This is a genomic window from Veillonella parvula (genome assembly GCF_042850485.1).
GTDB lineage: Bacteria > Bacillota > Negativicutes > Veillonellales > Veillonellaceae > Veillonella > Veillonella parvula_Q.
On the sequence record NZ_AP031417.1, the window covers coordinates 363599 to 382843 of the forward strand.

Annotated in this window: 19 protein-coding genes; 17 read left to right on the plus strand and 2 right to left on the minus strand. The window is 39.4% G+C overall.

The genetic code is table 11. The features are described from left to right. Positions 1-86 precede the first annotated feature (86 nt). The gene (locus ACGHIY_RS01480; protein WP_004697710.1) at positions 87-863 is read right to left on the minus strand and encodes an adenosylcobinamide amidohydrolase; all 777 of its coding nucleotides are present in this window, start codon (positions 861-863) and stop codon (positions 87-89) included. A 175-nt stretch (positions 864-1038) separates the two neighbouring features. Here ACGHIY_RS01480 and ACGHIY_RS01485 point away from each other — a divergent pair, with 175 nt between their 5' ends. The 3 genes from ACGHIY_RS01485 to yfbR are packed head-to-tail and all read left to right on the plus strand — an operon-like array spanning position 1039 to position 3467. Then, the gene (locus tag ACGHIY_RS01485) at positions 1039-1968 is read left to right on the plus strand and encodes a mechanosensitive ion channel family protein (protein WP_008602951.1); all 930 of its coding nucleotides are present in this window, start codon (positions 1039-1041) and stop codon (positions 1966-1968) included. Between the two features lie 25 nt (positions 1969-1993). Next, positions 1994-2851 carry a D-alanyl-D-alanine carboxypeptidase family protein gene (locus ACGHIY_RS01490; protein ID WP_050760780.1) on the plus strand — a complete coding sequence of 286 codons (858 nt, stop codon included), beginning with the start codon at positions 1994-1996 and terminating at the stop codon, positions 2849-2851. 25 nt (positions 2852-2876) lie between these two features. Beyond that, positions 2877-3467 carry a 5'-deoxynucleotidase gene (gene yfbR / locus ACGHIY_RS01495; protein WP_039965374.1) on the plus strand — a complete coding sequence of 197 codons (591 nt, stop codon included), beginning with the start codon at positions 2877-2879 and terminating at the stop codon, positions 3465-3467. A 194-nt stretch (positions 3468-3661) separates the two neighbouring features. On the opposite strand, the gene ACGHIY_RS01500 is transcribed toward yfbR, so the two are convergent. Next, positions 3662-4546 (minus strand): QueG-associated DUF1730 domain-containing protein, encoded by an 885-nt coding sequence (locus tag ACGHIY_RS01500; protein WP_187002517.1) that lies wholly within the window; start codon positions 4544-4546, stop codon positions 3662-3664. A 155-nt stretch (positions 4547-4701) separates the two neighbouring features. Here ACGHIY_RS01500 and ACGHIY_RS01505 point away from each other — a divergent pair, with 155 nt between their 5' ends. From ACGHIY_RS01505 to ACGHIY_RS01570, 14 genes are all read left to right on the plus strand, one after another. Beyond that, complete coding sequence (locus ACGHIY_RS01505) at positions 4702-5484, plus strand: xanthine dehydrogenase family protein subunit M (RefSeq protein WP_008602942.1); 783 nt, start codon at positions 4702-4704, stop codon at positions 5482-5484. After that, a complete protein-coding gene (locus tag ACGHIY_RS01510; RefSeq protein WP_004693892.1) occupies positions 5484-5936 on the plus strand; it encodes a (2Fe-2S)-binding protein in 453 nt (150 codons plus the stop codon). The genes ACGHIY_RS01505 and ACGHIY_RS01510 overlap by 1 nt, the downstream gene beginning before the upstream one ends. Next, entirely contained in the window at positions 5936-8233 is a 2298-nt protein-coding gene (locus ACGHIY_RS01515) for a xanthine dehydrogenase family protein molybdopterin-binding subunit (protein ID WP_288565613.1), read from the plus strand. The genes ACGHIY_RS01510 and ACGHIY_RS01515 overlap by 1 nt, the downstream gene beginning before the upstream one ends. 41 nt (positions 8234-8274) lie before the next feature. Then, complete coding sequence (yqeC, locus tag ACGHIY_RS01520; RefSeq protein ID WP_008602936.1) at positions 8275-9033, plus strand: selenium cofactor biosynthesis protein YqeC; 759 nt, start codon at positions 8275-8277, stop codon at positions 9031-9033. 6 nt (positions 9034-9039) lie between these two features. Further along, positions 9040-9762, plus strand: coding sequence for an NTP transferase domain-containing protein (locus tag ACGHIY_RS01525; protein ID WP_008602934.1), 723 nt, complete (start codon positions 9040-9042; stop codon positions 9760-9762). After that, entirely contained in the window at positions 9759-10571 is an 813-nt protein-coding gene (gene yqeB / locus ACGHIY_RS01530) for a selenium-dependent molybdenum cofactor biosynthesis protein YqeB (protein WP_390525605.1), read from the plus strand. The genes ACGHIY_RS01525 and yqeB overlap by 4 nt, the downstream gene beginning before the upstream one ends. Beyond that, positions 10555-11283: an XdhC family protein gene (locus ACGHIY_RS01535; RefSeq protein ID WP_008602931.1), complete on the plus strand. Its 729-nt coding sequence runs from the start codon at positions 10555-10557 to the stop codon at positions 11281-11283. Before yqeB ends, ACGHIY_RS01535 begins: the two co-directional genes overlap by 17 nt. Beyond that, positions 11273-11587 carry an XdhC family protein gene (locus ACGHIY_RS01540; protein WP_004693881.1) on the plus strand — a complete coding sequence of 105 codons (315 nt, stop codon included), beginning with the start codon at positions 11273-11275 and terminating at the stop codon, positions 11585-11587. Before ACGHIY_RS01535 ends, ACGHIY_RS01540 begins: the two co-directional genes overlap by 11 nt. A gap of 117 nt (positions 11588-11704) precedes the next feature. Then, entirely contained in the window at positions 11705-12517 is an 813-nt protein-coding gene (cdaA, locus tag ACGHIY_RS01545) for a diadenylate cyclase CdaA (RefSeq protein ID WP_105086940.1), read from the plus strand. Continuing rightward, entirely contained in the window at positions 12514-13440 is a 927-nt protein-coding gene (locus tag ACGHIY_RS01550) for a YbbR-like domain-containing protein (RefSeq protein WP_004693876.1), read from the plus strand. The genes cdaA and ACGHIY_RS01550 overlap by 4 nt, the downstream gene beginning before the upstream one ends. Positions 13441-13656: 216 nt before the next feature. Then, a complete protein-coding gene (locus tag ACGHIY_RS01555) occupies positions 13657-15255 on the plus strand; it encodes an NAD(P)/FAD-dependent oxidoreductase (RefSeq protein ID WP_390525606.1) in 1599 nt (532 codons plus the stop codon). Positions 15256-15441: 186 nt separating this feature from the next. Beyond that, positions 15442-16794: a phosphoglucosamine mutase gene (glmM, locus tag ACGHIY_RS01560; protein ID WP_390525607.1), complete on the plus strand. Its 1353-nt coding sequence runs from the start codon at positions 15442-15444 to the stop codon at positions 16792-16794. A gap of 324 nt (positions 16795-17118) precedes the next feature. After that, a complete protein-coding gene (locus ACGHIY_RS01565; protein WP_004697879.1) occupies positions 17119-17814 on the plus strand; it encodes an aspartate/glutamate racemase family protein in 696 nt (231 codons plus the stop codon). 244 nt (positions 17815-18058) lie between these two features. Further along, the gene (locus ACGHIY_RS01570; protein WP_390525608.1) at positions 18059-19171 is read left to right on the plus strand and encodes a tetratricopeptide repeat protein; all 1113 of its coding nucleotides are present in this window, start codon (positions 18059-18061) and stop codon (positions 19169-19171) included. The last annotated feature ends 74 nt before the right edge of the window (positions 19172-19245 follow it).

A 19245-nucleotide genomic window follows, 5' to 3' on the forward strand; every position in this document is an offset into this window, starting at 1 on the left:
TATTATATTTTTCATATATGAGTGGGGTATTGAATGATAATTTTTGGGGTATTATTCTAGATATTTTTGTATATTACAAAATAGGATTATTCAGCGCCGATAGCATTTTCTAGTGCTCTTTGTACGCCTACATAGACGGCCTTGGCTAAGGTGTCTCCAAATAGTGAAAAGGAACCAGCATCTGTTAAGATATCTCCATTTGTATCAATGGTGAGAATGATACCATCTGTAGAGGTACCTGTGGCAGATGTTTTTCGTTCTTTTGTAATTGCATCAGGAATATCTTCATTAATAAACGGATGGAGGCGTACGCTTTCAACATTCCAATCTTGAAGGGCTGCGGTTTTTGCTTCGGTAATTGTCATAACAGCTTTTACCATAGCGCTATCTGTTAAAGCTTTATTTGTAAATACGAGGATATTGATTGTGCCTGGCACTATGAAGTCTCCATCCCGCTCTTCGTAACAATAGCCTGTACCTGCGCGATGTGCCGTTTTTTCATAGCCTGCAGTCACGATAGTTTCCACAATAGTATCATGTTCTTCAACTTTGGCATAGGCGTGTAGATGCATTGTGGCAGACGTGAGAAGTGCTGTACTAAAATGAACAGGAGTATCAATATGTTCAAATTCTTGAGCCAAATAATCGGCTACAGAGCCACCGGGTAAATCTTTTTCTGTTTCGATTTGATATGTTAGCTGTTGGTTGCGTACCGCTAGCGTATGGTGATAGCCACCATTTAATTGTCCGCTCGAAAGAGAATAGTGGATATCGTCAAAGTGTACCGTAACGGAGTGTAACTCTCTAGTTACATAGCCTCCAGTAGCGAGCTCTTGGGGTGCTTCGTATAGATTTTTGAACATGTAAGTCTCCCTAGTTTTATGATTGTTATATATGGAATATAAAGATATAATATCTTTATTATCGTATTGCAAATGCATATGTAAAATTATAGCATATATATTTACCGTTATTATATTGCTATTATGTTGTGATAGATATTTGTGATTGTTTAGATTTATATTATGGATGGTTACTATGGCTAATTTCTTAAGTGCTGTTTCTGAATTTCTTTTTAAAGACGCTAATATATTAATTCAAATAAGGGACTGGTTTTTTGCACAAGCTGGAAATATTTTATTAGCACTAATTTTATTTTGGATAGGGCGATATGCTATTAAATGGGTAAAAGCTTTTGCCGTTCGCATTATGACAAAAGCTTCCTATGACTCAGCAGCGATGAGCTTTATCACTCAAATTATTAATTATGCCTTGCTAGTAGGGTTAGTATTGATTTGCTTAAACCAAATCGGTATTCCTACAACATCCTTTATAGCTGCTTTTGGTGCTTTTGGTTTAGGTATTGGTCTCGCCTTACAGAATAACCTTTCTAACTTAGCATCTGGTTTATTGATTCTTATCTTCAAACCTTTTAGAGCGGGTCACGTTATTCAGGTGGGTGATGTAGTCGGCAGTGTTAAATCAATCCAATTTATGTATACAGTTATTACTACAAAAGATCAAAAGAATGTATACATTCCTAACTCTCTTCTTACATCCCAAGCTGTAACTAATATTGTTTATACTACAGAACGGGTTATCCCATTTACGTTTGACATTGGTTATAATAATGATCATCATGAGGCAATAAAAATCTTAAAAAATATTTTTGCAGCAGATAAACGTGTCCTTAATCCGAAGAATATGGAAATAGGTATTTCTGAATTTGGAGATAATTCTGTACGAATTGCTGCTTATGCTCGTGTTAAGTCGAATGATTTTCTCGATGTTCAATATAGCATCATGTCTGATGTAAAAGATGCCTTTGATAAATATGGTATCGATATTCCATATCCTCAACGTGTAGTATATATTCAAAATGTAGATACATCGACAGGTGAAATTAAAGGGACAAAAAAGAAAGCAACTACTACAAATGTAGCACTAGATGATAGTCTTGAAAGTTAAGATACTGGAAGGTAGAACGAGAGTGATGACACTTTTAACGACGAATATTCATATGTTTTATAAGAAATTGGTATTGGCCATAACTTTTATAGGAATCATATTTATAGGTGCTAGTGTTGCTCAAGCTGCATACATTACACCTCCTTCTACTGTTGGTGAGGCCGTAGTCCTAATTGATGCAGATACAAAAGAAATTTTATTTGCAAAGAACCCAGATAAGTGGATGCATCCAGCTAGTACTACAAAAATGGTCACCTTGTTAACTGCCTTAGAATTAAAGGGCACACAGCTTGATGAATTAGCTACTATAAGTAGCTATGCAACGAGCATGGAAGAATCAAACCTTGGGGTTCGCGTAGGCGATCAGATTACATTGGAAGGTGTTCTTGAAGGTATGATGGTTGCTAGTGGTAATGATGCGGCCATTGTAGTAGCCGAAAATGTAAGTGGTTCTGTGGATAAATTTGCTAAAGATATGACTCGCATTGCTGCAAAAGCGGGGGCAAAGAATAGTGTGTTCTTGAATCCTCATGGATTAACACAAAAGGGTCACCATTCTACGGCTCGTGATTTAGCGATGATTGCCGCGTACGGTATGAAATACCAAATGTTCCGTGACAAGGTTGCCAATGATTACTACAAGGTGCCGTACCAAAACCGCGCACCAGAAACAATTCGTACTACAAACCACTTCATTCGCAACAAATATCCTGGTGCAAATGGCTTGAAAACAGGTTTTACAAATGCAGCAGGAGAATGTTTGATTGCGTCTGCCACACGTAAGGGTCATACTATGATTGTAGTCATGTTAAACGATGATAACCGTTGGGATGAAGCGGTGCAATTCCTTGATTATGGCTTTAAACTCCGTGGGGTAATTTAAGGACCTATTGTGCAATGGGGGATATATGAGTTCATTTTTTGCATTTTTAAAACGCATGCGCTTTATCAATCGATGGAGCCTCATGCGAAATACGGAAATAGAAAATATTCAAGAACATAGCCTTGAAGTGGCCATGGTAGCCCACAATTTGGGAGCTATAAAAAATGAATACTTCGGTGGAAATGTAGATATTAATAAGGTAGCTGTCATAGCCATGTATCATGAGGTGAGTGAAATCTTTACAGGAGATATGCCGACACCAATCAAGTATTTTGATCCAAAGTTGCGTGAACTGTATGGTGAGGTTGAAACTTTGGCGCAAGAAAAAATGCTATCAACCTTGCCAGACCGGTTACAATCTGTTTATAAGCCTATACTTGTTGATGCAGAGGCTAGTCCAGAATGGCCTATTGTTAAGGCTGCCGATACAATTTCAGCCTATATGAAATGCGTCAAAGAGCTCAAGGCAGGAAATGATGAGTTTAAAGAGGCACATGACTCTATCTTAGCTAAGTTGAAAACTCTAAATATGCCTGAGGTAGATATGTTTATTGAATTATATATCCCTGCTCTTGGTAAGAGCTTGGATGAGTTGAACTATTACGAAATTAAATAACTATTAAAAGAGACGACTTCTTGAACTGTACCCCAAAATTTGCACACAATTTTGAAGGTATAGTTCATTTGGGCCGTCTCTTTTTGATTTTAAAGATTTGTAGATTATGTTGCTAATGCTTTATCAAATTTTGTTAGTTTGTTTAATAATAATTATTATAAGCGTATTTGTTAATTATTATGCTTTATTGAATATTATAGTTTATTTTTTCTATCTATAATCTCTTGATTTCTCATTAGTATTTTTTTACCTCGCCACGAGAAGGCTCGATGACCGTATTTTGCTTTGAATTCTTTGTTCGTTAGTGTTTCTAGTTCGTTTATATTGATATACGGTTCTATCTGTTGGAATTCTGGGATGGGCGTAGTTGGAATATCTTTGTTATGAGGACACACCTCTTGGCACACATCACAACCAAATACGAGTGGTGTTTTAGCGAGAATCTGTTCCTCTTCATCGGTAAGTTCTCCTTTTTTCTGAGTTAAGTAGCTTTTACAAGTCGCGAATTTAAATTCGTCATGGCCCAAACATTGGCCTAAGCATGCTGTAATACAACGATTGCATCCTATACAGGACTGCTCAAGAGGGGTATTTGGTTTGAGTTCTAGTGTTGTTAAAATCGTACCAATAACGACATAAGAACCCCATTTAGGGCTGATAAAACAGTTGTTCTTTCCGTAAAAGCCGAGACCTGCTAAGTAGGCCATGTACCGATCTGCTAAAGGAGAGGTGTCGCAATGAATAGAGAACTGAGCCGAGTCATCAATTATTTGTAATCTTTCAATAAGACGTTCTAAATATTCATTAATGACCAGGTGATAATCTGTTGACCATGTATAGCGCGATAGATTGGCATGGCCTTTGTGTTGTACATGGTACGGGAATAGACAAACGATGGCACTTTTGGGCATAAACTGAGTCGTTCCTAGTAGTCTTGCTTCCACATCTGCCGTAGTAAAGGGGCATGGGTTGCTTTCAAATAAAATAGTTTTGGCCTGTTCAGGTAGTGGCCATGAGGCAATTCCAAATTCATAAATATGTAATTCTTTGCAAATTTCCTGTAAATTTATATCTTTCATCGTAGATTTAGTGGTAAATAATTGGTAAAATAAAAGTATAAGAAATGCACGAGATTCTATAGTTTTTTGTTAAGTTTGTAGTTTGGTGAGAACTGTATTTTTATAGTTAGCACCGTAATTCTGTTAGTATTAGTATACCATTGAGAGGACAGATTATGTTAGCATTTATGAAAGTATTACAACCGAAGACGGTGGAAGAGGCTTATGAATTAGCCACAAAGAACAAAACTGCTCCTATGCTAGCAGGCGGCTGTTGGCTGCGTCTAGGACGACGAACTTGGCCATCAGTGATTGATATGGCGAGTCTTGATTTGCGTTATGTTCGTGAAGAAGATAAGGAGTTTGTTATTGGCGCTATGGCGACACAAGGAGATGTGGAACGCTTTGAGCCTTTACAACAATTCTGCGGCGGTGCCGTAGTTAAAGGCGTTAAGGAGATTCTTGGCGTTCAATTTAGGAATACTGCTACCATGGGCGGTTCTGTAGCAAGTAAGTTTGGCTTCTCTGATATCATCCCCGCGCTATTGGCAGTGCATGCAGACATCGTTACCTTCAAAGGCGGTCGTATGTCCATGCAAGATTATATGACTTATAGAGAACGTGATATTCTCGTGGAAATTCGCATCCCTAAAGTAGATGTAGCTGTAGCTGTTGAAGCCCTTCGCATTTCTCGTGGTGATTTCCCGTTATTGACAGGTGCTCTTCGTCATGATGAAAAAGGCGTTGAATTGTATATCGGTACAAGACCTGGTGTACCTCAATTAGCTGTTAAAGCAAGTGCCTTGCTTTCAGAAAAAGGATTATCTGCCGCAAAAGAGGCAGGTCAATTGGCATCCGAAGAACTAGTGTATCAATCTAACTCTCATGCGTCTAAAGAATATCGCATGGAAATGGTAAAAGCAATGGTTCAACGCTTAGCTAAGGAGGTGGCACAATAATGGAACTCGTACTTAATATTAATAACAAAAATGTAACTGTTAATGTGCCAACTGATGAGATGTTGCTAGACACATTGCGTAATCTTGGCTATTACAGTGTCCGCTGTGGCTGTGATACTACAAACTGTGGCCTTTGCACTGTATGGGTGGATGACGAAATTATTTTGTCCTGTGCATACCCTACATTTCGTGCGCCAGGACATAAAATTACTACATTAGAAGGCTTACAAGAGGAAGCTGAATTATTAGCGGCTTGTATCGCAAGTGAAGGCGCAGATCAGTGTGGCTTTTGTACAACTGGCATGATGATGAGTGCTATTAATTTGAAACGCAAAAATCCAAAGGCTAGCGATGATGAGATTCGCGAATACCTCATAGGTAACTTATGTCGCTGTACTGGTTATGAATCACAACTTCGAGGAGTTCGTAAATTCTTAGAAGGAGGCCTATAATGATGAATAAGCATATTGGAAAATCCTATGACAAAGTTGACTCCAAAGGTATTTTGTCTGGTAAACCGTCTTATACTGGCGATTTTGTTCCCAAAGATGCGCTCGTTATTAAGGCTCTTCGTAGCCCTCATGCTCAGGCGCGCATCAAATCTATTGATACATCTAAAGCCAAATTGATTCCTGGCGTAGAAGCTATTTTTACTTATGAAGATGTGCCTAATACGCGATTCACATTAGCAGGTCAAACATATCCAGAGCCATCCGCTTATGATGCACTCATCTTGGACCCTGTAGTTCGCTATGTTGGAGACGAAGTAGCTCTTATCGTAGCAAAAGATGAGGCTACAGCGCTTAAAGCAATGCCGCTTATCAAGGTTGAATACGAAGTACAGAAACCTGTACTTGATATGCATACTGCTATCGACCATGAAACTATAGTACATCCTGAAGATGATATTCACAATAATATCCCTGTAGGACAAGATTACAAACGCAATATTTGCGTATCCTATCACAAACGGGTAGGAGATGTGGAAGCAGAACTTGCTAAATGTGATTACGTGGCAGAAGGTACATACTTTGACCAGGCCACACGCCAAACAGCGATGGAACCATTCCAAAGCTTTGGATATATAGATGCGCTAGGTCGTGTAGTTATCGTATCCTCTACACAAATCGTATTCCATGTACGCCGTCACATCGCTCGTGCACTCGGTATTCCGGCCACAAAAGTCCGTGTTATTAAACCTCGTATCGGCGGCGGTTTCGGCTCTAAACAAACGGCTTGTACAGAAATTATGACGGCCTTTGTAGCGTGGACATTGAAAAAACCTTGTTATCTCTTATACGATCGTACAGAAGCACAAACTTGCTCTACTACACGTCATGCTCGTGAATGGAAAATCCGTGTAGGTGCTACAAAAGATGGCATTATTAAAGTTATTGATATGGACTCCATCACAGCCGCTGGTGCACATGCAACTCATTGCTTCACTACTACAACGGCTGGCGAACATAAATCTGTACCTTTGTACAACAAAGCGACTGCTGTTCATTATGGTACAGAGGGTGTGTATACTAACCAAACTCCTGGTGGTGCTTTCCGTGGGTATGGTGCAACAGAAGCATTGTGGCCATTAGAATGTGCAGTAAACCAGTTAGCTGATAAGATGGGGATTGATCCAGCTGAATTACGTCAGAAGAACTTAATAGCGGAAGGTGAACAAAGCTTAGTATATGCTCCAGATGAATATCTTGATTCTGGTCTTTTTCAAGATACTGTAAATCGCGTAAAAGAAATGGCTCGTTGGGATGAACGCCCTCATTCTTGGGATATCGATGAGCGCTACCGCGGTGGACTTGGCATGGCTTTAGCATTACAAGGCTCTGGTGTCGCAAATATCGATGTGGCATCCGTTGAAATTCGCCTTGGTGACGATGGTAATTATACATTGTATACTGGGTCTTCTGATATGGGCATGGGGTCTAATACCGTATTGACTCAAATGGCCTGTGAAGTAATCGGCTGTCCTATGGAATATATGACTGTTATTGAATCAGATACAGATATCGTACCATTCGATCCAGGGTCTTACGCATCTAGTACAACCTATGTAACAGGTACTGCTGCTAAGATGGCGGCAGAAGAATTGCGCACTAAGATTATTGCTAAATTCGCTCAATTCTTTGAAACTGACGTTGAAAACGTTGACTTTGACGGCGTTGTAGCTACCACAAAAGATGGTGCTAAAACAATGGATATCCATCAATTGGCACCAAAATTATTAGTTGGTGTTAATGCGGAGCAATTGTCTGGTTTTGCTACATGGGGCAGTCATACGTCCCCACCTCCATTTATGGCATCTATTGCTGAGGTGAAGGTAGATAAACAAACAGGTAAGGTTATTCCTCTTCATTTCTACTCTTGTGTTGATTGTGGTACTGTTATCAATCCTAAATTGGCTCGTGTTCAAGTTGAGGGTGGTGTGGTACAAGCTATCGGCATGGCTTTATATGAAGATGTACGCTATTCAAGCAATGGTCGCTTGGAAACAAACAATCTTATGACTTATAAAATCCCAACCCGTCAGGATATTGGTGAATTACATACAGACTTTGTAGAATCTTACGAGCCTACAGGTGGTTTCGGAGCAAAATCTATTGGTGAGGTTGTCATCAATACGGGGTGCCCTGCTATTCAACATGCCATTAAAAATGCAGTTGGTGCGGATATTCGTACATTACCTATGACACCTGAGAAGGTATTTATGGCTATGGACGAGAAATATAAAGTATAGAGATTTCTAGTTCCTTTTACTTTCTAAGGAGGCCTGGTTCTATGACATCACAAACATCCTATTGGAATCGATTGATTCAGCCGGGAATCGTTGCCCTTGTTGGGGCAGGCGGTAAAACGACTGTGCTTTCAAAACTAGTAGAATATGGACGGCTGAAAGGTCAGCCCATCGTAGTTACGACTACGACTCGACTTTATGAGTCTCAGGTGGCTCATTATGAACCGATTTATACTCATAATATTAATGAAGCTGATGAGTATTGTACTGACCGACTTTTACATGGCTATTGTGGTGCGTGGTTCGCTGGAATTACAGGAACAAAAGTAGACTCCTTAGATTGTGATCTTATCGATGGTTTATCCAAGTTACATCCCAATTGGCAAATTGTTGTAGAAGCAGATGGGGCGAAGGAAAAATGGCTCAAGGCACCTAAGACGACCGAACCTGTCATTCCATCTCTTACAAAGACTACGATTGGCCTCGTGAATCTACAAATGCTAGGGGCCCCATTAGATGATGAGCACGTACATAATATCGAGCTTGTTCAAGATATTGTAAAACGCGATATGGGGGCTATTGTAACTCCTCGTATGTTGGCTGATCTTGTTTTACATAGGCAAGGTTTATTCCAATACAGTAGAGGTAAGAAAATATTATTCTGTACTGGTTATGAAACAGTGCAACATCGCATTATCGATGATTTTATTGATCATATTGTTGATAGTGATATTACGGCTATCATTTTGGCTGATGGATATAAAGCAAGTTGTGAAATCCGTCGCATTATTCAATGTCGGTAGGTACTCATGACTATTATGAAAGCAAATTGTAACACCGCTTTTAGTCCCATGAGAGACCCCATAGACCGTCATCCTTTGCATATTGGCATTGTCCTCCTTGTGGGAGGGCAATCCAAGCGCATGGGATGTAATAAGCAGCTCTTGCCCTGGCGTGGTAAGACTGTTCTAGATGCGGTCTGTGGGGCTCTTCAAGGTGGATGGGGTGGACAGGTAGCTTCTACTATGTCCTGTAAGCTACCTTTTGTGGCAGTTACTGGTGATGATCATGAGAAATTAGAACCAATTGTCACAAACTATGGTTTTGAAGCCATTCGAAATGACCATCCTGAACTAGGGCAAGGCGTATCCATAGCGATGGGAGTACGTCATTTGATGAATACGTTATCCATACCGCTAGACGGTATTCTCTGTTCAGTAGGAGATCAACCACTTCTGACGAGTGCTGTTGTACACGAGGTCATTCGTGCGTTTAATGAAAACTTTCATCCGAAAACTATCGTCGTTCCACATTATGGGGCAAATTATCACTCGGGAAATCCCGTTCTCTTTGGTTCTCATTGGTTTGATTATTTACAACAGATTCAAGGGGATCAAGGGGGTAAGACCATTATTCATGGTGATGGTAAAGCCCATGTCGTGAAATTATGGATTAGTGATGATATTGGCGACGATATCGATACACCCGATGATTTTGAGCGTTTGAAACATCGTGAAAGTGAGGCATTATGAAACCATTGGTACTTATGCGTGGAGGCGGAGACATTGCTTCCGGCGCTGTATATAGATTGAGACGGGCGGGCTATCCCGTTGTAATTAGTGAAATAGCGATTCCTATCATGATTCGCCGCGAAGTATGTTACGGTAATGCGGTTCATCGTGGAGAAATGATTTTGGAACGTTTTGTTGCTCGTCATGTGTCTCTTAGTGAAGTGAAGGATACATTGGCACAGGAAATCATCCCCGTTGTCACTAGCTCATATGAGGAATTATTGGACACTTTAAAACCAGAGATTGTAGTCGATGCTATTTTGAGTAAAAAGAATCTTGGTACAAAACGGGATGATGCAGATCTAGTTATCGGTGTGGGCCCTGGATTTATTGCTGGAGAAGATGTAGATGTAGTCATTGAAACGATGCGTGGTCATTCATTAGGTCGCTGTATCTATGATGGACCAGCTCAACCTAATACAGGTATCCCTGGAAATGTAGGTGGCTACACTCATGAGCGCGTTATTCATTCTCCAAAGGCTGGACTATTTACAGCAAAACGTCATATTGGGGATTCTGTACAAGCTAATGAAGTAATTGGTTATGTTGATGAAGAACCAGTAAGAGCGAAAATTACAGGTATTCTACGAGGCATTTTAAAAAGTGGGCTCATCGTATCAGATCATTTTAAGTTGGCTGATGTGGATGCTCGTTGTGAAGAGTCTCATTGCTATAGTATTTCAGATAAATCCCTTGCTGTCGGTGGAGGTGTATTAGAGGCTGTTACCGCTTGGGATTATGAAAGGAATCTAGATGGAAACAATTTATGATGTGATGAAAGATCGTCTACAGGTTACTGAAACTACTGTGATGGTTACTGTTCTATCCGGTCCTCGTCAAGGGGATAAGACTATTTATGCTGAAGATGGAAGGGTTCTATACGGAACTCCTATTGAAGGGTTTACTGTAGATAAAGCAAAGCTAAATTCTCTATGCATGGTAGGCGAAATGGAGTGTTTCGTACAACCTGTAGAAAATGATCCGTCAGTTCTCGTATTAGGCGCAGGTCATGTTAGCCGAGCGATTACAGATTTGCTGCTGTTTATTGGATGTCGTGTTACAGTCGTAGATGACCGTCCAGAATATGTAGTTCCTGAATTCTTTGATGAACGTGTCATACGTAAATGCTTACCTTTAGAAAACTTCAAGAACGATTTACCTCTTGATGAATATACTGGTTTTATCATTGTGACACGTGCTCATGAGTACGATAATATATGCTTAGAACAATTACGAGGGTACTTGCCTACCTATATGGGCGTTATGGGCAGCCAAAAACGCATCCATCACGCTTTTGAAGTGTTGCGTGAGCAGGGATGGACTCAAGATGAGTTAGATATGGTATATGCGCCTATTGGGCTAGATTTAGGAGCTCAAACGCCTGAGGAAATTGCATTATCTATCGTTAGTGAATATTTGGCAGTGGTGCGTGGAAAAAAAGGCGGCTCATTGCGGAAAGGTAGAGTGATCCATGAATCGTGAGTTTATTGAATACCTTAGTGAACGTAAAAACGAAACCTTAGCAGTAGCCACTATTTTATATACCTGTGGATCCACACCTCGTAAAGCTGGTACATCTATGGTTGTATTTCCTGATGGATCTATTTTTGGTACTATCGGCGGCGGACGTGCGGAAAATGAAATCCGCCTAAGTGCGGTGGACTCTTTGAATAAAAAAGAAGCTCACCGTCGTATCGATGTTCATCTCGATGATGACGTAGCTGTTAAAGAAGGCATGGTTTGTGGGGGCCAAATGGATGTTTGGATTGAAACACAAAACATCTAATAAAAATCTCATTCAGCGTTTGTTTATAAATTTACAGTACTCTCAAAATGAGTTAAAATATAAGGTACAGTCAAAGAATTGATTGTACCTTATTATTTTGTATAAGGAGCTATTTTTATGCATATTGACGCACTTATACATACCTTTAGGCTTCTTGATATTGTTGATATCATAATCGTTGCTATTGGTATTTACTATTTATATAAATTGCTTAAAGATACACGGGCCGTTTCTCTTTTAAAAGGTCTCGTTATGTTGGCGATTTTTAATTTATTGAGTCATCTGTTAAATCTATACGTTATCAACTGGATTTTGCAACAAAGTATGACCGTTCTTCTCTTTGCGTTACCCGTTGTATTCCAACCTGAATTGCGTCGTGCTCTAGAACAATTGGGGCGTGGCCGAATTTTCAGCAAGGCACAAAATGTAAACGAAGAAGAAATGGATATGGCTATTAATGAAGTGATGGCTGCGGCTCGCGTTATGTCTCGCGAACATACTGGGGCACTTATCGTTTTTGAACGTGAAGTAGGTCTCAATGACTTTGTAGATACTGGTATTCTTATCGATGCTGTATTGAGTCGCGAGTTGATTAAAAATATCTTTGTTCCTAGTACACCGCTTCATGATGGGGCCTTGATTATTCGTGATGGGCGAATCCGTGCAGCGGGCTGCTTGTTGCCGTTGACTGAGGACCGCACATTGAGTACTGAACTAGGTACACGTCACCGTGCAGCTATTGGCTTATCTGAGCAAACAGACGCTGTCGTAGTCGTTGTCAGTGAGGAAACAGGGACCATCTCTTATACATATGGGGGTCATATTTATCGCCATTTACCAGAGGATCAAATTAAAGAGGCATTGCGCACCTTTATGGAACGCCCTCGTCAAACCATTACTAGTATGTGGAAATGGAGGGCAAATAAATGATGATTCATTTGAAACGCAATTGGCCTGCTAAATTATTATCCTTGCTAGCGGCTATCGTCATGTGGTTCTTTATTATGCGCGATCAGAACCCTGTGATGGAAGTAACCTATACAATACCTGTTCAGGTTCAAAATCTCAATTCTGGCTATATCATAGAAGATGCACCAGATGTGGTCCGTGTTGTTCTGGCTGGTCCACGTGATACCATTATGTCTATGAAATCAGATAATTTACGGGCTTATATTGATGCATCTGGTGTAAAACCAGGTCAAAATAATGTAACTATTAATTTTACGCCTCCGGCAGGGATGAATCTTGTGGAGGTTAAACCAGATAATATCATCATCAATGTTGATGAATATGCAGAGAAAACCATTCCTGTTGAAATAGTTCCAATCGGCAAGTTCTCTGATGATATTGCTTTGAAATCGGTAACGATTGTGCCGAAAGAGGTAACTGTTTCTGGTCGTAAGCAACAAGTTAATGCAGTGAGCAAGGTTGTGATGAAAGTCAATGTGGCTGGTCAAACGAAGAATTTTAGCGCTGTTAGTACTTTAGAAGCTTGGGATACGGCAGGTAATGTACTGGATGTACATATTAATCCAAACCAAGGCCAAGCACAATACGAACTCAACTTATTACGTAAAGAAAAGGCGGTTCCTATTACTGTTCCGACTGTTGGTACAGTAGCAGAAGGTTATGAAGTTAAATCCACGTCTGCTACACCAACGCAATTAACAGTTACAGGTCGTGAAGAAATGATTGATTCCGTTACAGAAATACAAACGGAACCTATCGATGTATCGGGTGCTACTGAAACTGTACAGGGTAACTATAATTTAGTATTACCGAATGGAGTTAATAGCAATACCACAACGGTACGGGTGAAAGTAGAAATACAAAAGAAGGTACTTAATGGATGATAAGTTTTTTGTGAGGCTTTGAAATCTTGCGACAAAGACCCTAATAGAGTGAATATTTCTCTATTAGGGCCTTTTTATGATTTATATATTAGCTTTTATAGTAGTGTTGTATAATAAAGATGTATGACTACTTTCTTACTGGTCAAGTGGTAAAGAATTTTGGTCAAAGATTAAAGAAGTAGGCTCACCTAAAAGGGAGGCTTTAATAGGAAACCTATGATTAGAATAATAAATCTCCGCGTGGCTGTTACGGTTAAGTCGGATATCAAAAGTATTGTAGAAAAGAAATATCCCCCGTTGCGTGGTGCTATCGAAACGATTCATGTTGTTCGACGTGCCGTAGATGCCCGTAAGAAGCCAAACATTGTTTTTGTATATACCCTATTCATTGAGGTTCATAATGAAGCTCAAGTCATGAAAAAGCTTGGTAAAGAAAAGGATGTATCTGTATTTGCTGCAGAAGATCCAGAACCTATCGTTTTGGGGGCTGTACCATTAGCGCATCGTCCTGTTGTTATGGGCTTTGGCCCTGCGGGGATGCTGGCAGCCTTTTACTTAGCTCGTGAAGGCTATCGCCCAATCGTGCTTGAACGCGGTCAAGATGTAGATACACGTAGTCATGATGTAGAGACATTTTGGAAAAAGGGCATATTTAAGCCTGAGTCCAACGTACAATTTGGGGAAGGCGGCGCAGGAACTTTTTCCGATGGTAAGTTGACAACTCGCATTACCCATCCGCGATTACATGAAATATCTAAATACTTTGTAGAGTTTGGCGCGCCTGAAGAAATCTTATATAAACATAAACCTCATGTAGGTACTGATAAATTGCGTACCATGGTAAAAGCTATGCGTGAGCGCATCATCGAATGGGGCGGTGAAGTCCGCTTTGGTTCTAAGGTAACGGATTTATTTATTGAAAATGACCGTATCGTAGGCGTTGAAGTTAATGGTAGTGAGCGTATTGATACGACTGTTGTTTTGTCTGGTGTAGGCCATAGTGCACGTGACACATATGAAATGCTTTATAAACGCAATGTGGAAATGACGACAAAACCATTTGCTATCGGTGTTCGTATTGAGCATGATCAGGCTGTAATTGATGAGTCTCAATATGGTGTAGATCCATCTAGTTTGGGCCTTGGTGCAGCGGAATATTCTCTCGTATACCACGATAAAGAATCAGGTCGTACTGCATATAGCTTCTGTATGTGCCCAGGAGGTCAAGTAGTAGCATCTGCCTCTGAAGATGGTGGCGTTGTCGTAAATGGCATGAGTTTATACGCTCGGGATAGCGGTGTTGCTAATAGTGCTATCGTAGTCAACGTAGGTCCAGATGACTTTGGTACTCATCCTTTAGATGGCGTCGCATTTCAACGAGAATGGGAACGCAAGGCCTATGAGTTGGGCGGTTCTAACTTCCATGCGCCTGCACAAACTGTAGGACAGTTTTTAGGACTTTCACAAGCACCTAGCGTACAAAATAGTATATATAGCTACGAGCCAGGTGTTGTAAATTGCGATTTACATGATTGCTTGCCATCATTCGTTACATCCGTATTAGAGCGGGCCTTGCCATACTGGGGCCGTCGTATCCGAGGGTTTGATAATCCTGCGGTATGCATGACAGGTGTTGAAACGCGTACTTCTGCACCGCTTCGTATGGGACGCAATGAAGAACGCATTTCTCCTACTGTAGGAGGTTTCTATCCTATGGGTGAGGGGGCTGGCTATGCAGGGGGAATTATGAGTGCTGCCCTTGATGGTGCGGAAACGGCTATTTTATGTATGGCAAAATATGCAAAACCTAATTAGTGGGGAATTATACTGATGGATTGAATTACAGTATAGATTCATACTATTTATGTAATATAGATGTGACTTTATAGTAGGTATGCTTTCTATATTATGATATAATACACAACAGTAATTATTGAAAAGATACACACGGTAGATATATAGACTTGTGAAACTTTCACAAATCCTTAGAGGAGGATAATTATGGCTCGTTTATTTGGTACAGATGGTGTACGTGGTGTTGTTAATGAGTTTTTAACGCCGGAATTAGCCTATCATTTAGGTCGTGCGGCAGGAACACATTTTGGTAAGGCAAAGAATCACCCTACGTTCTTGATTGGTCGCGATACGCGAATTTCTGGTTCTATGCTTGAAAGTGCATTAGCGGCGGGCATTTGCTCTGTTGGTGGTAATGTAGTAATTGCAGGCGTTATCCCAACACCAGCAGTGGCTTACCTTGTACGGCAACAAGGTTTTGATGCGGGTGCTGTTATTTCTGCATCTCACAATCCATATCCAGATAATGGCATTAAATTCTTTGATGGTAATGGCTATAAATTACCTGATGAAGTGGAAGATGAATTGGAAAAATATGTTCGTCAAAGCGCAGATAATGAATTGGCGCGTCCTACCGGTGATGGTATTGGTAAAATTGAGTTCAATAGTAACTTGGCTCATTTATATGCTCATTTTGTACGTCACACAATCGATACGTCCCTTGAAGGGTTGACTATCGTTTATGATGGCGCTAATGGCGCAGCGTCCAGTGTAGGTCCGGAAATTTTGTCTGGACTAGGGGCTAAAGTCATCAATATTAATGTGAATCCAGATGGCTTGAATATTAATCATCATTGTGGTTCCACACATATTGAAGGCTTACAAGTAGCCGTACAACAACATAATGCAGACCTTGGTATTGCTAATGATGGCGATGCTGACCGCTGTTTATTGGTTGATGAAAAAGGTCAAGTCCTCGATGGTGATCAAATCATGTTGCTATGCGCCCTTAAGTTAAAAGAAGAAGGCAAACTTAAAGGTGATACCATAGTTGGTACCGTTATGAGTAATATCGGATTCCATAAAGCAGCAGAAGAACTTGGTATGAAAACGGTTTCTACTGCTGTTGGTGATCGATATGTATTGGAATATATGCGTGAACATAATCTTTCCGTTGGTGGTGAACAATCTGGTCACGTAATCTTTTTAGATCACAACACCACTGGTGACGGCATGTTAACAGCTGTTCAAGTGGCGGCTCTTATGAAGGAGAAAAAGCAACCTCTTTCTGAGTTGGCCGGCATTATGACAAAATACCCACAAGTTCTTGTAAATGTTCGTGTAGCTACAAAAACTGGCTGGGAAGATAATGACCTCATCAAAGCTGCTATCGTAACAGCTGAAGGAGAACTTGGTGATGAAGGTCGCGTTTTAGTACGTGCATCCGGGACAGAACCACTCATCCGTGTCATGGCTGAAGGGCCTAACCAAGAAGAACTACAATCCCTGTGCCAAGAAATTGCTGATATTATCGGTAGAGAACAAGGGTTGGCTGAATAAAAGTAGGGTGTGAGGCGGCAGAGGAGCCTGCGACGATGAAGCCCACACATCACTTTGTTCCGAGCGTAAGATTTTGCGAAGCAAAATCCACTGCGAGGAACCATCTTTACTGAGATTAATCCTATGGATTTTAATAATTGTGAATCCATTCTACAATTTGATATTAAAGGTATCCCCTCCTATATATGTCCCTTTGCTCCGTCCTACGTAAAGTCACTGCAGGATCGTATATAGGAGGTTTAGAGATGAGTGATATTTAAAATTGAATAATCATAATGAATAATCTTTTTATTTTGGTTTATTCTAAGCTTAGAGGGTGAAATTATGAAAACAATAGGTTTAATTGGGGGAATGAGCTGGGAAAGTACGATTACGTATTACCAAGTCTTGAATGAAACTATTAAGCAAGTTTTGGGCGGCTTACATTCAGCAAAATGTATTTTATATAGTGTCGATTTTGAAGAGATAGAAAAGTGTCAAGCAAATGGAGATTGGGTCAGAAGTGCTGAAATTTTATCCGATGCTGCTCAATCTTTAGAAAAGGCTGGTGCTGATTATATTGTTATATGCACGAATACAATGCATAAAGTAGCGGATGAAATAAAAAGACATATTCACATTCCACTTCTTCATATTGCGGAAATGACTGCAGTAGAGTTGGAAAAATCAGGTATTACAAAGGTAGGTCTACTCGGTACCAAGTACACGATGCAACAAGATTTTTATAAATGTATCTTGGAAAATCGGGGGATTCATGTTGTTATACCTAACGAAGATCAAGTCGAACTTGTGAATGATATTATATATAATGAATTGTGTTTAGGTGTTATTTCTAATGAATCTAAACAACAATACTTAGATATTATTGGTGATTTGGTAAAATCTGGTGTACAAGGTGTTATCTTAGGCTGTACTGAAATTGGGCTACTTATTAAACAAGATGATACGGATATACCTTTATTTGATACTACATTGATACATGCAAAAAATGCGGCTTTAATTTCTATTGATAGAGCATAATATAGTTAGGTTTTATTTTGTCCAAGCAACATAACTCTCTATTAGATATTTTATTCATTTTTAGAATATTTAATAGAGGGTTATTTTTATGCAATTAGAATTAGATAGAGGCTAAAGGAAATCTTTTTGTATAGTTTGAATTTATACGAATGGCGTTATTATAAGCACAAAAGTATATAAGTAATAACTTATGTTATTATAAACATATGGTCTAAAATATGTTCGATGATAGTAAAGGTGTAATATGAAACTTGCTATAAGAGAGTATTGGCAAAATCTAAAAACAGAATATAAAACTAATTATAAGGTATCTATATTTAGTGATTATAATGTATTAAAGGAATATGCAGAGCGTTTCGGAACTTACTTGCATGGTTTGATGCATGAACATCCGCATGATGTGGATGTGGTATGTGCTTTAGCAACTGTTGAACAGGTGTTGAGGCATGAAGAAAATTCAATACAACTATTGGAAGAGTTTCTCAGAAAATATATAGAAGAACTGAGTGATACTGAAAAAGCAAGAGTTTACACTAATTTGGCTTTTTATTATAACGATGAGGGGAATATAAAAGAATATGACTATCTATATGCAGCTGTAAAGCTAAATTCTCCATATATAGAGACTTACAGAGGGTTGGCTTTATATCATTTTTCAGCTTATAGAGAGAAAGGTTCTGCAGAGGACTTAAAGAAAAGTTTACGTGCTTTTGAAAGGGGAATAATAGTATCGAACGATTATGAAATGAACTTTGGCTATGCAGTGTGTTTATTTGAGCTTAAGCAATATGAGAAAGCAAAGGTCATTTTTGAAGAGTTATTAAAAAGCTATCCAAATAGGATGAGGTTACTAGTTTGTATTGCTTATTGTGATGTGTATTTAGGTAATAAAAAGCAAGCCCTTGATCGTTTGAAGCAAATTAAGCTTGGATGCGATGTAGCATATCATTTAAGTAATGATGAAGTTTTTGAGTTAGATATCATTGACGCCTATTATATATTAGATGAGTATGGCCTATTTTTAGATGAATGTGAAAAGGCTAAATCTGACTGCGATTTAAGTGACGGTCCGTATTACTTTGGCCTTTGGACTATGAAGCAACATGATATGTTCGATCGTGAAGTCGATAAACAACGAAATGAACTATTGGCATGCATTGAAAATGCAAAAATAGACGAAGACTTTGATAGCGAAGAAGAAAAGCAGGACTATATCAAAAGCTGGGAAGATGATTTAGAGAATCTAAATTTGTTGGAACATAAAATTAAAGATGAAAACTACAAGCCTATGGTTGAATTAAAACTGTGGCCTATATATGGCTGCTATTTAATAGACTGTTTAACTCATAACTTATAATACGCTAACTTCATAGTGATAGGGCTAAAGAATATTTATATAGTTGAAGTTTTATAGTTTTGATTGAAAAAGAA

Bases quoted from the DNA above. Each gene is read 5' to 3' on its own strand.
- ACGHIY_RS01515 (WP_288565613.1), top strand. From the start codon at position 5,936: ATGATGAATAAGCATATTGGAAAATCCTATGACAAAGTTGACTCCAAA.
- ACGHIY_RS01525 (WP_008602934.1), top strand. From the start codon at position 9,040: ATGACTATTATGAAAGCAAATTGTAACACCGCTTTTAGTCCCATGAGA.
- ACGHIY_RS01570 (WP_390525608.1), top strand. From the start codon at position 18,059: ATGAAACTTGCTATAAGAGAGTATTGGCAAAATCTAAAAACAGAATAT.
- ACGHIY_RS01505 (WP_008602942.1), top strand. From the start codon at position 4,702: ATGTTAGCATTTATGAAAGTATTACAACCGAAGACGGTGGAAGAGGCT.
- yfbR (WP_039965374.1), top strand. From the start codon at position 2,877: ATGAGTTCATTTTTTGCATTTTTAAAACGCATGCGCTTTATCAATCGA.
- ACGHIY_RS01540 (WP_004693881.1), top strand. From the start codon at position 11,273: ATGAATCGTGAGTTTATTGAATACCTTAGTGAACGTAAAAACGAAACC.
- yqeC (WP_008602936.1), top strand. From the start codon at position 8,275: ATGACATCACAAACATCCTATTGGAATCGATTGATTCAGCCGGGAATC.
- ACGHIY_RS01555 (WP_390525606.1), top strand. From the start codon at position 13,657: ATGATTAGAATAATAAATCTCCGCGTGGCTGTTACGGTTAAGTCGGAT.
- glmM (WP_390525607.1), top strand. From the start codon at position 15,442: ATGGCTCGTTTATTTGGTACAGATGGTGTACGTGGTGTTGTTAATGAG.
- ACGHIY_RS01510 (WP_004693892.1), top strand. From the start codon at position 5,484: ATGGAACTCGTACTTAATATTAATAACAAAAATGTAACTGTTAATGTG.
- ACGHIY_RS01565 (WP_004697879.1), top strand. From the start codon at position 17,119: ATGAAAACAATAGGTTTAATTGGGGGAATGAGCTGGGAAAGTACGATT.
- ACGHIY_RS01500 (WP_187002517.1), bottom strand. From the start codon at position 4,546: ATGAAAGATATAAATTTACAGGAAATTTGCAAAGAATTACATATTTAT.
- ACGHIY_RS01485 (WP_008602951.1), top strand. From the start codon at position 1,039: ATGGCTAATTTCTTAAGTGCTGTTTCTGAATTTCTTTTTAAAGACGCT.
- ACGHIY_RS01535 (WP_008602931.1), top strand. From the start codon at position 10,555: ATGGAAACAATTTATGATGTGATGAAAGATCGTCTACAGGTTACTGAA.
- cdaA (WP_105086940.1), top strand. From the start codon at position 11,705: ATGCATATTGACGCACTTATACATACCTTTAGGCTTCTTGATATTGTT.
- ACGHIY_RS01550 (WP_004693876.1), top strand. From the start codon at position 12,514: ATGATGATTCATTTGAAACGCAATTGGCCTGCTAAATTATTATCCTTG.
- ACGHIY_RS01480 (WP_004697710.1), bottom strand. From the start codon at position 863: ATGTTCAAAAATCTATACGAAGCACCCCAAGAGCTCGCTACTGGAGGC.
- yqeB (WP_390525605.1), top strand. From the start codon at position 9,759: ATGAAACCATTGGTACTTATGCGTGGAGGCGGAGACATTGCTTCCGGC.
- ACGHIY_RS01490 (WP_050760780.1), top strand. From the start codon at position 1,994: ATGACACTTTTAACGACGAATATTCATATGTTTTATAAGAAATTGGTA.